The organism is Spirosoma migulaei (genome assembly GCF_054776855.1).
The window spans coordinates 51,867-66,658 of the sequence record NZ_BAAHBG010000039.1 but is presented as its reverse complement, the minus strand read 5'-3'; the positions used below and the strand labels follow the sequence as shown (position 1 = coordinate 66,658).

The following is a 14,792-nucleotide window of genomic DNA, read 5'->3' as shown; positions in this document are numbered from 1 at the left end:
AGGACTGGAGCAAGCTGCCGTAGAAAGTAATAGTTGGTATGCATATAGCGACAAAAATACGCCTATAATTTCTTAAGCCACTCTATAGTCAATAACTAGTTAAAACAGAACTATATTAAAATTATATATAACTAATCTAACATAATATAATTTTAACTACATACAATAATTTGATTATCAGATTGTTGTTAATATTTCAATATGGTTTTTTTAATAATTGATATTTTTTTAATTAGCCAGCCAGTGTACATTTATTAAGATTTCACTTTGAAGTATAACTAAACTAACTTAATATTGATGCGTTTAACTCAATATATAACCAACCTAATCTTCATGAAAGCAACGCTCTACAGGTTTCTGCAGACCGCTTTTCTGGGCGCAGTTCTACTGCTCTGGGGCTTATCAGCCTCTGCCCAAGACCGTCGATTGACGGGTAAAATTACGGGTACTGATGGTCCCGTACCAGGTGCCAACGTGGTCCTAAAAGGGACCCAAACGGGTACCAGTTCCGACGCAAGCGGTAACTTTGCCTTAAACATCCGGGGCGCCAACCCGGTGCTGGTTGTATCAGCCATTGGCTTTAAAACCCAGGAAATTAATGTAGGTAACCGTACCGCCGTAACCGTATCTCTCGAAGATGATGCTACCGCTCTTAGTGAAGTAGTAGTAACCGGGTACTCCACTGAAAATCGTCGGGATGTAACTGGAGCCGTATCCACTGTGAAACCCGCTCAATTGAAGGTTGTTCCTTCGGCAAACGTGGAGCAACAGCTACAGGGCCGTGTAGCCGGGGTAACCGTGATCACTAACGGACAGCCAGGTACCTCCAGCCAGGTTCGAGTGCGGGGCTTCGGTTCGTTCGGTGGTAACCAGCCATTATATGTAGTGGATGGTGTACCGACCCAGAACATTCAATTCCTCGCACCGGATGACATTGAAAGTACCACGGTACTGAAAGATGCGGCCTCAGCTTCGATTTATGGAGCGCGGGCAGCTTCGGGTGTGATCGTGTTGACAACCAAGAAAGGTCAGCGTCGGGCGCAGAAATTAAGTGTTAGCTACGATGGTTTATTTGGTGCTACCGATCCAGGCAAAAGCTTACCAATCCTGAATCCACAGGAGCAGGCCGACTGGAGCTGGCAGGCCCGTAAAAATGACTTGTACCAGGCTGGTACAACCCCCGATGCGACGAGCTTTGCGGGTATTGCCGGTGGTCAGTATGGCTCGGGCTTAACACCTGTTCTGCCAGATTATCTGTTGGTTGGTAGCCGTTCGGGCTTGTCGGCTTCGCAGGTAGATCTAACGGCTGAAGCCGCTAAGTATAACGTCAATTCGGCTAACGGTGCGATTTACAACGTAATTCCATCTAACAAAGCAGGCACCGACTGGTATGCAGCCATTACCCGTGTAGCTCCATTAATGCGCCATCAACTTGGTTTCTCGGGTGGTACTGAATCAAGCCGATTCTATATTAGCCTGGGTATGCAACAGCAGTCAGGGATTGTTATTAATAATGAATTCAAAAAATACAATCTCCGTGCTAATACCGAGTTCGATATCACCAAGAAACTCCGGTTCGGCGAAAATTTCCAGATTTCGTATGTTGCAACCAAAGGCATTTTGGGCGGTGTGGGAAACCAATTGGGTAATGCTACCAATAACAACTCAAGTGCTGCTTCGGACGAAAATGAAGTGTTGTCGGCGTTCCGTATGCCGCCAATCATCCCGATTTATAACTCCTTCGGTGGGTATGCCGGTACAGCCGCTCCAGGCTTCAACAACCCCCGTAATCCGGTTGCTGACCGTATGGCAAACGCTAACAACGGCAACTTCAACATCTTCGGCTTTGGTAATGCGTATTTAGAATACGATGTACTTCCATCCTTAACCCTGCGCAGCAGCATTGGTGGTACGTATTTCAGCAACTATTTTAATAGCTACGGTCGGGTACAGTACGAAAACTCGGAGAATAACACCACCTACACCTACAGCGAAGGATCGGGTTATGGCTTAGCCTGGACCTTTACCAACACGGCTACTTTCAAACAGAAGTTTGGTCGCCATGACATCTTTGCGTTAGGCGGTATCGAAGCGCTGAACACAGGGCTGGGTCGTAACATCAACGGATCGGGTCAGAACCCATTCTCGCAGGACCCTAACTACGTGACCATCAACACAACCACGCCAGGCGCCACCCGCGGTGTTGGAAGTAACTATTTCCTCGGGAATAAATTTTATTCCTTGTTTGCGCAGGCTCGTTATACCTACAATGACAAGTATATCCTGACGGGAGTTATCCGCCGGGATGGTTCGTCTCAGTTTGCGGCTTCCAACCGGTACGGGGTGTTCCCTGCTGCCTCAGCAGCCTGGCGTTTGTCGGGCGAGGAGTTCATGAAAAACCTACCCTGGGTATCAGACCTGAAAGTACGGGGTGGGTACGGTATCATGGGTAACTCCAACTACCTGAGTGCTACTAACCAGTTTAACCTCTACGGTGGTGGGGCTGGTCAGGGTTATGACCTCGGTGGCACCAATAACTCGATTTCGCAAGGCTTCTACCGGAGCCAGATCGGGAACCCAGAAGCTAAGTGGGAATCCAGTATCACCAAGAACATTGGGGTCGATGGAACGTTCTTCAACAATAAGTTGGAAGTGGTACTTGATTTCTGGCAGAAGGACACCAAGGATCTGCTCTACCCATTGGCATTGCCGGGTGTCGTAGGTGTTCGGTCGAGCGCTCCCTACAAAAACGTAGCCAGCATGACCAACAAAGGGATCGACATTCTGGTGACCAATCGGGGTACACTCTCGGGGGATCTGACCTATGAAGTAACAGGTATTGCCAGTTTCCTGGATAACAAGATCACAGCCATTGACCCATCGGTTCCGTACTTCAACGCAGGCGGTACTCGTTTGAGCACCAACGTGGTTCGTAACCAACCTGGTCATGACCTGTCTTCGTTCTTCGGATACAATGTTATCGGTCTATTCAATACCAAAGAAGAAGTGGCCGCGGCCCCAACGCAGGATGGTGCCGCTCCAGGCCGTTTCCGTTACCAGGACACCAATGGTGATGGCAAGATCAATGATGACGACCGCCAGTTCCTGGGAAGCCCCATTCCGAAGTTCACGGGTAGTATCACCCTGACGCTGAAGTACAAAGGTTTCGATCTGAACACCAACCTGTACGCATCGCTGGGCAACAAGATCTTCAACAACCAGCGCTGGTTCACCGATTTCTACCCATCTTTCACAGGTGCTGCTATGGGTGGCCGTGTACGGGATTCATGGTTACCAACACACACAAACACCACAGTGCCCATTTTCGAGAGTGCTTCGAACTTCAGTACCAACACCCAGGCCAACTCGTACTACGTAGAGAACGGTTCATACGCCCGGATGCAGTATCTGAACTTAGGCTACACCTTCCCAGCGGTGGTTCTGAACAAAGTGAACCTGAGCCGGTTGCGCTTATCTGTATCGGCCACTAACCTGTTCACCATCACCAAATACTCGGGTCTTGATCCAGGCGTTGGTGGTTCGGCTGACCAGAACTTCGGTATCGACGTGGGTAACTATCCGGTTCAGCGTGGCTACAACGTGGGCTTAAGCTTCGGTTTCTAACATAACTCAAACTCATCTTATTTCTTAGGCAAATCGCACTATGAAAAATCCGATTACAAAGGGGACCGTAGCCACTGCTCTGATGATGCTGGTTACCTTCGCCTGTCAAGATAAATTCCTGGATGTACCGGCCACGGGTCAGTTATCTGGGGCTCAGTTAACCTCCAAAGCTGGTCTGGACGGACTCTTGGTTGGCGCTTATGCCCAATTGAATGCCCGTGGTTTTTCCCAATCCGCCAGCTCGTTTAACTGGGTTCGCGGTAGTGTTTCCGGCGGAGATGCCAACAAAGGCTCCAACTCCGGGGACTTTAACGCCCTGACGCCATTCCAAACCTATGGCATTTTAGCCACCAGCGGGGAAGTAAACGCCAAATGGAATGCTATGTACGAAGGAGTTGCCCGGTGTAATTCGACCTTGCGCTCGCTGGCTTCGGCCGGTGCGGATGTAACGGCCGCCGACAAAGCCCGCATCTCGGGGGAAGCTCGCTTCCTGCGCGCTCACTACTACTTTGAACTGAAGCGTTCGTTCAACAAAGTCCCGTATGTGGATGAAACGAAGGATTACGGTACGGGTATTGAAGCCGTCCCCAATAGCGCCGACATCTGGCCTAATATTGAGGCTGATTTCAAATACGCTGTTGACAACCTGCCTGCTAGCCAGGGAGCCGTGGGCCGGGCCAATAAATGGGCGGCTACAGCTTATCTGGCTAAAACGTACCTCTATGAGAAGAAATACGCTGAAGCGAAAGCCCTGTTCGATCAGGTGATTGCCAGTGGTGTTACCTCGGACGGGAAAAAGTATGCGCTGGTGGCCAACTTCCAGGATAACTTTAATGCCGCCAAGGATAACAGCTCGGAGTCGGTGTTCGCTATTCAGGCAGCTGCCAACGCGGGTAACTCAGATAATGCCAACCCTGACCTCGTACTGAACTTCCCTTACAACACGGGTTCTAACGGTCCGGCTGGTTGCTGCGGATTCTTTGCCCCTAGCTTTGAATTGGCTAACTCGTTCCGGGTAGATGCCAATGGCTTACCCTTACTGGATGGCTCCTACAATTCAGCTGCAAACCAGTTGAAAACTGACCAGGGAATTGCGTCAAGTGCGCCGTTTACACCCGATGCGGGTCCGGTAGATCCTCGTCTGGACTGGTCGATAGGCCGTCGGGGTATTCCTTACCTGGATTGGCAGGTGCACCCAGGTCTGGACTGGATTCGTGACCAAGGTTTTGCTGGTCCTTACTCACCGATCAAGTTTGTGTTCTACAAATCGCAGGATAAAGTACTGACCGATGGTAGCTCGTGGACGGATGGTTACTCGGCCATCAACTACAACATCATCCGCTACGCTGACGTGCTGCTGATGGCGGCTGAGTGCGAAGTGGAAGTAGGTAGCTTAGCGACCGCTCTATCGTATGTAAACCAGATTCGGAGTCGTGCCAAAGGCACTGCTTACGTGAAAACGGCAGCTGGTGCTAATGCAGCTAACTACCAGATCGGTTTGTACACAGCGTTTGCCGACAAGGCTGCGGCTCGTACGGCGATCCAGTTTGAGCGGAAGTTGGAGCTGTCGGGCGAAGGTCACCGGTTCTATGACCTGGTTCGTTGGGGCACGGCCTCTACGGTGTTGAACGCCTTCATTGCTTACGAAGGCAAACTGTTGCCAGTGGGTTACACGGGTGCTAAATACACCACCGGCAAAGATGAGTATCTGCCGATTCCGCAACAGCAGATTGACTCTCAGGGCAAGAGCATACTTGCTCAGAACCCAGGGTACTAAGCCAATAGCTTACCTAAATAATACAGAAAAGCCCGTCCTAACTAGTTAGAACGGGCTTTTCTGTATTAAAACAATCTGCCTTTTGGCCAGTTATTTAGTCTATACAACAAATAGACAATTATCATGGCTAATCACAAAACCACAGATCAGCCGGGCTCTAATGATTTGCAGCCCGGCCGCGAACGAAGCCGCAATCAAAACGCTCAGAACAGCGGTGGTCAACGGCCTAATGGCGAGAAAACAATGACCAATGCCAACAAAAATAAGCAGGGGCCCGAAGACGAACACCTGTGGCCAACTGAGAGTAAAGCCGAACTTACTGAAGAACGGGGAGGTCACGGCCACTCAGGACACAGTGGCGACCGTAATGGAAGTAGGAAGTAGATCCTAATGAATAATCGGGGTCGCCCGTGCGGTAGAATGGATAATGAGTAGTGTTTCACGCCTGTGGACTTCATTATCCATTCTACATTATTCATTATTCATTGCCCATGGATATAAACCAACTCCGCGCAGAATTAAGACAGGAGCATAAAGATATTCTGGCCTATTGGCAACGCTATGCACCTGATGCCGATCACGGTGGATTCTATGGTCGAGTCAATTACCAGAATCAACCTGATCCTAAAGCAGACAAAGGCATCGTACTGAACGCCCGTATCCTGTGGACATTCTCTGCGGCACTTCGGCATACCCATCACGAAGAATACCGAGCCACCGCCGATCAGGCTTTTCAATATATTCATCAATATTTTATCGATCCGCAATATGGTGGCGTGTATTGGTCAGTTGATGCGATGGGCCAGCCCAAATACCCCCTCAAGCACTCCTATGGCGAAGCCTTCGCACTTTACGGTTTAAGTGAGTATGTACATGCTACAAACTCCGCTCCTGCTCTGGCCCTCGCGAAGACTCAATTTCAACACATGGTGAAGCATGCCTTTGATCAAAGCAAAGGCGGCTTTGTCGAAGCCCTCAACCAGGATTGGTCACCGGCAACGGATTACATCATCAGTAAATACGACAATCAGGAGATAAAGACGATGAACACGCACCTCCACATTCTGGAGGCTTTCACCTGTCTGTATCGCGTCTGGCCAGACAAATCCGTTGCCGATCAGATACGGGGCCTATTGCACATGTTTCTGGAGCATATCATTGATCCGAAAACGTATCGCATGAATTTGTTTATGGATACGAACTGGGCAGTTCGGCGAACGGCAATTTCCTATGGTCATGATATTGAAGCCTCCTGGCTATTACCCGAAGCCGCCGATGTATTAGCGGCTAAAAACCCCGGCGATAAGCCTCTCCAGAAAACAGTTCGGGATGTGGGCGTGAGAATGGCACGGGCCGCTTCTACCGGGTTCGATCCTACCGATGGCGGCATGAACTATGAACTTGAGCCCGATGGTCACCTCAATAGCGAACGGTCGTGGTGGGTACTGGCCGAGGCCATGGTGGGGTTCATGAACGCTTACCAGCTTACACACGATAAAGCGTTTTTAGATAAGTCCATTAAAAGTTGGGAGTTCATCAAAAAATATCTGCTTGACCTCAAAAACGGTGAGTGGTTCAGTGGCGTAACCGTAGCGCACAAAGTCCTTGGCAACGACAAAATCAGTATGTGGAAATGCCCCTACCACAACAGCCGGGCCTGTCTGGAAATGCTCGAACGTTTAGAGCATTTGCGATAATCGAACCCATAATCCATGCGCGCTGTTATTCATAAAATGCCGCTCCTATCCGAGTTGGCTATGAAAACTAGTCTAAACAGTTGTGATCATCAGCCGGCCTGGCAGGGGCGGCTCTACGTAATGCTTTACCCAAATACCTTAGAACAAAAATTAGGTTTCGATACCATCCGCGAACGTCTTAAAGAAGCCTGCGTCAGTCCGCTGGGACAGGATTATGTTGAGAAGATTCGGTTTACGGATAATGTACAGCTTATCGACAAACTACTTCAGCAAACAACGGAGTTCAAACAGATTGTTCAGTATGAACCCGACTTCCCGAATAGCAATTACATCGACGTTCGACCACATCTGAGCCGTGTCCGTGTAGAAGGGATGGCGCTAACTGAAGCCGAATTTTTCGACCTTAAACTAGCCCTTAGAACCGTTCAGGACTGTTTGCGTTTTTTGTCCCGCCAAAGTGACTCCAAACGGGATGAAAGTACGAATTTCCCATTCCTTCGCGAATTAGCGGGTCCAGTTGGCGTCGATAAAAAGCTGACGGAAGCCCTTGAGCGCGTCATTGATGATCGGGGAAATGTCCGGGATTCTGCTTCGCCCGAATTAGCCAGCATTCGTCGGCGAATTATCGGCGAGCAGGCTAACCTGCGCAAACGGCTCGATAGCATCATTCGGCAGGCCCGGCAAAATGGCTGGATTCCCGACGATCTCTCGCTAACCGTTCGTGGAGGACGGCTGGTAATACCCATTGCCGCCGAGCACAAACGCAAAATCAAAGGCTTCGTTCATGACGAGTCGCAAACGGGGCAAACTGTGTTTCTCGAACCCGCTGAAGTCTTCGATGCCAACAACGAAATTCGGGAACTGGAGTATGCAGAACGACGCGAAATCTATCGTATTCTGCTCGCCCTTACTGACCAGGTCCGCCCCCATTTAGACGATTTAAGAAAGGCGATCAATTTTCTGGCGCAAATCGACTTCATTCGGGCAAAGGCCAAATTGGCTGTTCAGTTGGATGCGATCATGCCCAAGCTCCACGACCGCCCCTTTATCAATTGGATCAATGCCCGGCACCCATTGCTTTATCTCTCATTTTCGAAGCAGGGGAAAGCGGTTGTACCCCTCAATGTTCGGTTAGATGAGAAAGCGCGCATTCTGATTATTTCTGGGCCGAATGCAGGGGGTAAATCCGTTGCCCTTAAAACAATTGGCTTGTTGCAGTACATGCTGCAATGCGGGTTACTTATACCGATGGCTGAATACGCAGAAATGGGCGTTTTTCAGAATTTGTTCATCGACATTGGCGATGAGCAGTCACTTGAAAATGACCTCAGTACATATTCGTCGCACTTAACCGCCATGAAACAGTTTCTGATTGGCGCTAACAAACGGACGCTGTTTCTGATCGACGAATTTGGTACAGGAACAGAGCCTGGTTTAGGGGGAGCCATTGCCGAATCCATTCTGGAAGATCTCAACAAGTCCGGCGCTTATGGTGTGATCAATACACACTATACTAACCTAAAGGTTATGGCTGACAAAACGTCGGGGCTGATTAATGGCGCCATGCGCTTCGATGGCGAGCATCTGGAACCGCTGTATCAGTTAGAAATTGGTCGGCCGGGCTCTTCGTTTGCGTTTGAGATTGCTCAGAAAATTGGGCTGCCGAAAGGCGTCATTGATCGGGCGAAAGAAAAGCTCGGTAATCAGCAGGTGAATTTCGAGAAATTGCTGAAAGAACTTGATATCGAGAAACGGGTTTTCTCCGAGAAAAACATCGAAATCGGCATCAATCAACGGAAGCTGGCGCAGCAGTTGGCCGAATATACCGCCCTGAAAAATCGCTTAGACAACGATCAGAAGAAGATTGTTAACGACGCCAAGCAAAAGGCGAAAGCCCTCGTTCAGGAAGCAAATCAGCGGATTGAAACTACTATCCGTGAGATTAAGGAAAATAAAGCCGAGCGCGAACCCACGAAGCAGATCCGACAGGAGTTGGAACGGTTCGAGCAAAAAGAACTGAAGCCAGAACCCGTTGTTGTCGAAACGCCCAAACAACCTGAGGAGGAGTTTGAAAACGATGGTGGAGCTATTACCGTTGGCAGCTATGTTCGCATAGCAGGCCAGAACACCGAATCCACGGCGGCCATTGGCGAGGTACTGACTCTGCGTGGTAAAGATGCCGAAATCCGTATCGGGGATCTGAAATCGAATGTCAAACTAAACCGACTTGAAAAAGTAAGCAAGAAGACCTTCAAAGAGGCTACTGACGTTCGGGACGACCGGCCCCGCAGCCAGGGTGTTGATATAAACGAGAAGATGCAGAACTTTAGCTTCAACCTCGACATTCGGGGCAAACGGGGTGAAGAAGCCCTCGGCGAAGTTGATCGTTTTTTTGATGATGCGTTGATGCTCGGTTACCCAGAACTCCGCATCGTTCATGGTAAAGGCGACGGTATTTTACGCACCCTCGTTCGGAACCACCTTCGAGGGTATAAACAGGTGGGAAAAATGGAAGACGAACACGCTGATCGAGGTGGCGCAGGTGTGACAATTGTAAAGATGAGATAAATGGTTTGGGGTTTGACGTTCGAGGTTTGAAGTTACCTGACACACGAGATTGTTCACGTCAGGCAACTTCAACCTCGAACGTCAAACCCCAAACCCCAAACTACAATCTATGAAAGCAGTCATTTTTGACATGGATGGGGTCATTGTCGACACCAATCCGCACCACCGCATTGCCTGGCGGGAATACTACCAGCGCAATGGAAAAACCTTAAGCGACGACGATTTTGTACACTATGTTTCAGGAAAACATAACACAGACATTGTTGCTCATTTATTTGCCAATCAATCACTTACTCCCGAAGAGGTACACCGGTTAAGCAAGGAAAAAGAAGCTCTATTTCGAGAATTATACCGCCCCGCCATTACGCCGGTTACCGGATTGATCCCGTTTTTGAAAGCCCTGAAAGAAGCAGGTATCCGCACAGCAGTGGCAACATCGGCTCCGGTCGAAAACCTTGACTTTGTCATGGACGCTCTGAACATTCGGCCTTATTTTGATGCACTACTAAACGAAAGTATGGTTAGTCATCCGAAGCCTGACCCCGAAATTTATCAGAAAGCAATGGCTATGTTAGGCGTTGAACCAGCGGATAGCGTCATTTTTGAGGATTCAATGACGGGTATTCAGGCAGCTAAAGCATCGGGCGCGTTTGTTGTTGGTATGGCTACCACTCAATCTCCTGATGAACTCCGGCCATTCGTAGATGATGTGGCAACTGATTTTACCGAGTTATCACTCGATCGGATACAAAAACTGGTTAAGTTTTTTTAACAGCATTTAACGCTGCCAAGCCGTATTTTTGTAATTATGACCTTGAGTCCGACCACAAGTGTGGTTTTCGAACTTGTTTAGGCTTTACTTACCGACTGTCTTATGCCCTACAAACGCCTTTTCATTCTTTGCGTTGCCAGTTTCCTAAGTTGGTCAGGTAGCGCGTGGGCACAAGGCAAATACGTAATTGGAACAGTCATTGACCAAACCACTAAAGGTCCTGTCGACAAGGTACTGGTTGTGAATCAACGCACCCGGCAGCGGGCTCGTACCAATGCAAGTGGACGTTTTTTCCTCACGATTCAACCGGGCGATTCGCTTATTTTAACCAGCCAGCTTTATAACCGTACCGGTATCCGTTACGATGGATCAGATAATCCAACGATTGTTGCCCACGCGCTTCCACCTATGCCCTACCGAGTGGTTGACCTTGCGGAAGTAACCGTAACGGGTAAGCGCTATGAAGAAGTTAAACGCGAAATTCAGCAACTACTCGACGAGCCAACAGCCTCGAAAAAAGTAACGGGTGAGCAGGCCTTTGATCGGCTAGCCGATGGCGCGGGCGTAACTTTACTTTACGAAATGTTTGGGAAAAGGCCTAAATCAGATCGGAAGGCCTATTATATCATGCAACAGGATCGGCGGCATGCACTGGCCCTGGAGCGATTCCGGTTACTGGTTGAGCAGTCAACAACGCTACGAGCTGATGAAGTTGATCGGTTCTTCGACTTCTGCGATTTTGATGATGATTACCTGCTTAAAGCTGAAGATTACGACCTGATAAACACTATTCAGCAGCTCCGAAATCGCTTCCAGAACGGGATTAATCGGCGTCCCAGTCGGATTGCACCCGACCCAAATCAGTCCACGCCTAAACAGCCATAGATTTTTCCTTTCGCGTAAGCACTTAATGAGACGGAGCCTTCTTTGTCCGAACCACTCTGAGCTTATTCATCAATTCTTTGCGACTTGTAGCCGGAATGGGAATGGGAGGTTCGTGATTGACCAGGTACAGATGGTTAGGCTCCAGGCGTTCCAGATAGTTTAAATTAATAAGAAGTGATCGGGATAATCGGTAGAAATTAGGTGTTGGAAAATATTGGGCCAGATGGCCTAAGTTCATGCTAATGTAGTATGTCTTTTTGCTGGCCAGAAAAATCTCTACGTACGACCCATCCGCTTCGATATATAGCACATCGTTAGGATCTATTTTTTCATGCCCATTATCAACCGGGAAATATAAATAGTTAGATACTGGAATATCACTGGATTTGGTCAGTGTATATTGAAAATAATGATAGGCCATTTCAATCTGTAACTTCAGTTCATCGTGTCGAAATGGTTTTAGTAAATAAGCTACAGGTACTGTCTCTTTTGCCAATTGAAAGGTTTCAGGCTCAGAATTAGCCGTCAGATACATAATTGGCATCGAATGAATTTCCAGTAGTTTCTTGGCGGTCTCAATACCGTTCGCAGATGAACCCTCCAGATGAATATCGACCAGGGCTAGATCAGGCGGATTATTCTTAACAGACTTCACGGCATCCTGAAACGTACGGGCAATTACCGTAACAACATGACCAGCTTCCTGGAGGGTTTCGCGAAGATCCATTGCGGTAATGGTTTCGTCTTCAACAATCAAAATCTTAAGTGGCGTCATGGGTCTATACGCTGAATTCCATCGTAAATACGACACCTGAAGTTGTTCCTCTCAGGTGCGTGCTAAATTGATACGTTCCGTTTACCTGTTCCACCTGAGCTTGAATAAGTTGCATACCAAATGAGCTGGTTTTGATAGCTTTTGAGGAGGTGAAGCCGAAGCCATCCAGCCGGGTATCAGTCCAACCAGGGCTATCCATTCCGGGGCCGTTATCAGATACAGTGAGTTCTATCTTCTTGCCCTTTCGATGGCATATGACCCACAGTTCAGGAGTTTCATTGTCAGGGAAAGCATATTTACAGGCATTGGTAATCAATTCATTTAGGATTAACCCTAAAGGAACTGCCTTGTTAGCCGATAACATAATTTCGTCAATAGCAAAGTGTACTGTTACAGCAGAACTCCCATACGCTTTTAGAACTCCCCGTACCAACTCCTGAATAAAGTCATTCAAGTCCACTTCGGCTAACCGCTCCCCGTCATACAGCCGTTGATGAAGTATGGCCATTGACTGTACGCGTAGGCGGCTTTCCTCTACAGCTTTCTTTGCCGTTGGATCTACCAACCGTTTCGATTGCAGACTAAGTAAACTCGAGACTACCTGTAGATTATTTTTAACCCGATGATTCTGTTCTTTGATCAGGTCCTCATTCCGGCGACTAATCCGTTGGTTTTTTCGATACAACCGAAAAAAAACGACACTCATTCCAGCAGCTATCACAAACAGAGCGAAGGTGACAACACTAAAGTATTTCTGTAACCGTAGATTTTTGGCATTCAGATCAATTTCTTTCTTCTGTGCGCTTAGGAGTGCTTCTTTTTTTTCTGTTTCATACTCCATATTCAATCGGGTAATGGCCCCGTCACGATCTGCCAGAAGTCTGATGCGCTCTAATTCATTCAATTTTCTCAGCCGCTCAAACGCTTTATCCCACTGCCGTGTGGCCTCAAAATAGGCAACAAACTGCGTTTCAAGACCCAGTTGAATCTCGTAATCGGTTAATTTTTTACTGGAATAGAGGCTTTCCGCCTTAACTAAGGTTTGGTAAGCCTGCTCAGGTTTATCGAATGTTAAATAAGCAGACGCCAAATGCACCATCGTATTCACCAGAATACCATCTTTGTGTTTGAGGGTAAATAGATCCTGGGCCTTTTCCAGATAAGAGAGTGCTCGTGGATCTTTAACCTGCGAAAAAAGTGTTCCCAACTCCAGGCTTACTTCTGCTACACCCACAGTATCTCTTAACTTCACACACAGCAGCTCCCGTTTTTTATAATACAAAAGAGTTCTCTCAAACGTTGATTGCTTACGTGGCACTTGTGCACTCCAGATGGTTTCATAGGTTTGGGCTAACGCTCCGTAAGCACGTATTAAGGCCATAGCCTGATCTTTCCGAATATGTTGCGCAACCTTCAAGGAACGATAAGCATACTGCAGAGCCTGCGTTGAACGGCCCAATCTGTTTTCACTTTCACTTAGTCGCACATAAAGTCGACTCAATTCAAAAGAATAGCCTTTAGGCTCTTGGATGCGAAGCGCTTTTACATAATAAGACTGAGCAGTCCGATAATCGCCCACAAAGACATACGCTTTCCCGTATAGGTAATACGCTTCTGCCAGGATCAATGAGTCGTCTTTAGCAATAGCTTCCTTCTCCAGTTGTGCGGCTTTCTGAATTTTTTCTGGATTTAGGTGTAAATGAACCGGTACTTGCGCCTTGGTCAGGCCCGAAATAAGCATCCAAAACAGGCACACATAACGAATTTCGGTAACAAATTGAGGCATTTAAGCAACTAGTTTAGAGCGAAAGCGCAGTTTCTATTGTCTTTATTAAGATCATAAGTTTCGTACCAAATTTACTAAAGTATGCATTAATCATCATAGGTATTTTCCCATAAGAAAGATAGACTACTTGGTAAGAAAAAGGGCGCTATTGGTAAAGTGGCCGTTGCAAATGATTGGTTAATAAAGCAAGTTTGAAAGATTGCCGAATAGAACTAACTTATGATACTAAGTAAATGTACTTCTTTAGAATAGGCTTCTATCCGTATTGAGTAGTTCCAATGTATCGAAATTGTTGACAATCTGGCTTTCCGTTTCTATCCACAAGAAGAGTATTCACGTAGTTCAACCTCTCCAAACTTTATAAAATTTGGTAAAACCTTTACAAGCCAATACATCAGGAAGTTGGTGAATGAGGATCATTGGTGCCAACTAGAACTTTATCGCCCACCCGAATGGCTCCTCCGCGAATCACCTTTGCGGTCATTCCGCCATGCCCACGCATCGCGTTGTAACCACCAGGTCCTAAAGCTGTCTCCATTTTGGAGCAGGGATGGCATTGCCCCGTAATCTCAAGAACAGTTTCCCCAATCTGGATTTGGTGATCTTTCAGAGCGAGTAGATTCAGCCCTGATACAACTATATTCCGACGTACCAAGGCTGGGTCAAGTACATCGTGTCCTGTTAAAGCCGCTACAACGGGTAAATGTTCGGCCTGAATAAGCGTTACATGACGATTACCACTTCGCCCGCTGTAGTGGTCGCCCATAATGCCTTTATTGGTAGAGATGGTAATTGCCTCGACTACCTGCACCGGCACACGTCGTTCAGGCCGAATACCGATCCATTCTATCCGACCGGGGCGGGGGAATACGTCAAATAAGTCTTTTATGTTGTCCATCGTCTGACCG

Annotated in this window: 10 protein-coding genes; 7 read left to right on the top strand and 3 right to left on the bottom strand. The window is 47.8% G+C overall.

Going from position 1 to position 14,792, the window contains the following annotated elements; translation table 11 throughout:
* Positions 1-333 precede the first annotated feature (333 nt).
* From ACYVGO_RS35185 to ACYVGO_RS35155, 7 genes are all read left to right on the top strand, one after another.
* The gene (locus ACYVGO_RS35185) at positions 334-3,624 is read left to right on the top strand and encodes a SusC/RagA family TonB-linked outer membrane protein (RefSeq protein WP_460973374.1); all 3,291 of its coding nucleotides are present in this window, start codon (positions 334-336) and stop codon (positions 3,622-3,624) included.
* A 40-nt stretch (positions 3,625-3,664) separates the two neighbouring features.
* Complete coding sequence (locus tag ACYVGO_RS35180) at positions 3,665-5,401, top strand: RagB/SusD family nutrient uptake outer membrane protein (RefSeq protein ID WP_460973373.1); 1,737 nt, start codon at positions 3,665-3,667, stop codon at positions 5,399-5,401.
* Between the two features lie 123 nt (positions 5,402-5,524).
* On the top strand, positions 5,525-5,785 hold the full coding sequence (locus tag ACYVGO_RS35175; RefSeq protein ID WP_460973372.1) for a hypothetical protein: 261 nt from the start codon (positions 5,525-5,527) through the stop codon (positions 5,783-5,785).
* A gap of 107 nt (positions 5,786-5,892) precedes the next feature.
* Complete coding sequence (locus tag ACYVGO_RS35170) at positions 5,893-7,098, top strand: AGE family epimerase/isomerase (RefSeq protein WP_460973371.1); 1,206 nt, start codon at positions 5,893-5,895, stop codon at positions 7,096-7,098.
* A 120-nt stretch (positions 7,099-7,218) separates the two neighbouring features.
* Entirely contained in the window at positions 7,219-9,666 is a 2,448-nt protein-coding gene (locus tag ACYVGO_RS35165; protein ID WP_460973439.1) for an endonuclease MutS2, read from the top strand.
* Positions 9,667-9,775: 109 nt separating this feature from the next.
* Positions 9,776-10,438 (top strand): HAD family hydrolase, encoded by a 663-nt coding sequence (locus ACYVGO_RS35160; RefSeq protein WP_142775307.1) that lies wholly within the window; start codon positions 9,776-9,778, stop codon positions 10,436-10,438.
* A 102-nt stretch (positions 10,439-10,540) separates the two neighbouring features.
* Positions 10,541-11,323 (top strand): carboxypeptidase-like regulatory domain-containing protein, encoded by a 783-nt coding sequence (locus ACYVGO_RS35155; RefSeq protein ID WP_142775308.1) that lies wholly within the window; start codon positions 10,541-10,543, stop codon positions 11,321-11,323.
* A gap of 22 nt (positions 11,324-11,345) precedes the next feature.
* Here ACYVGO_RS35155 and ACYVGO_RS35150 read toward each other — a convergent pair whose 3' ends face one another.
* From ACYVGO_RS35150 to ACYVGO_RS35140, 3 genes are all read right to left on the bottom strand, one after another.
* The gene (locus tag ACYVGO_RS35150) at positions 11,346-12,098 is read right to left on the bottom strand and encodes a response regulator (RefSeq protein WP_460973370.1); all 753 of its coding nucleotides are present in this window, start codon (positions 12,096-12,098) and stop codon (positions 11,346-11,348) included.
* Between the two features lie 4 nt (positions 12,099-12,102).
* The gene (locus ACYVGO_RS35145; RefSeq protein ID WP_460973369.1) at positions 12,103-13,884 is read right to left on the bottom strand and encodes a histidine kinase dimerization/phosphoacceptor domain -containing protein; all 1,782 of its coding nucleotides are present in this window, start codon (positions 13,882-13,884) and stop codon (positions 12,103-12,105) included.
* Positions 13,885-14,278: 394 nt separating this feature from the next.
* The gene (locus ACYVGO_RS35140) at positions 14,279-14,782 is read right to left on the bottom strand and encodes an MOSC domain-containing protein (protein WP_460973368.1); all 504 of its coding nucleotides are present in this window, start codon (positions 14,780-14,782) and stop codon (positions 14,279-14,281) included.
* Positions 14,783-14,792 lie beyond the last annotated feature (10 nt).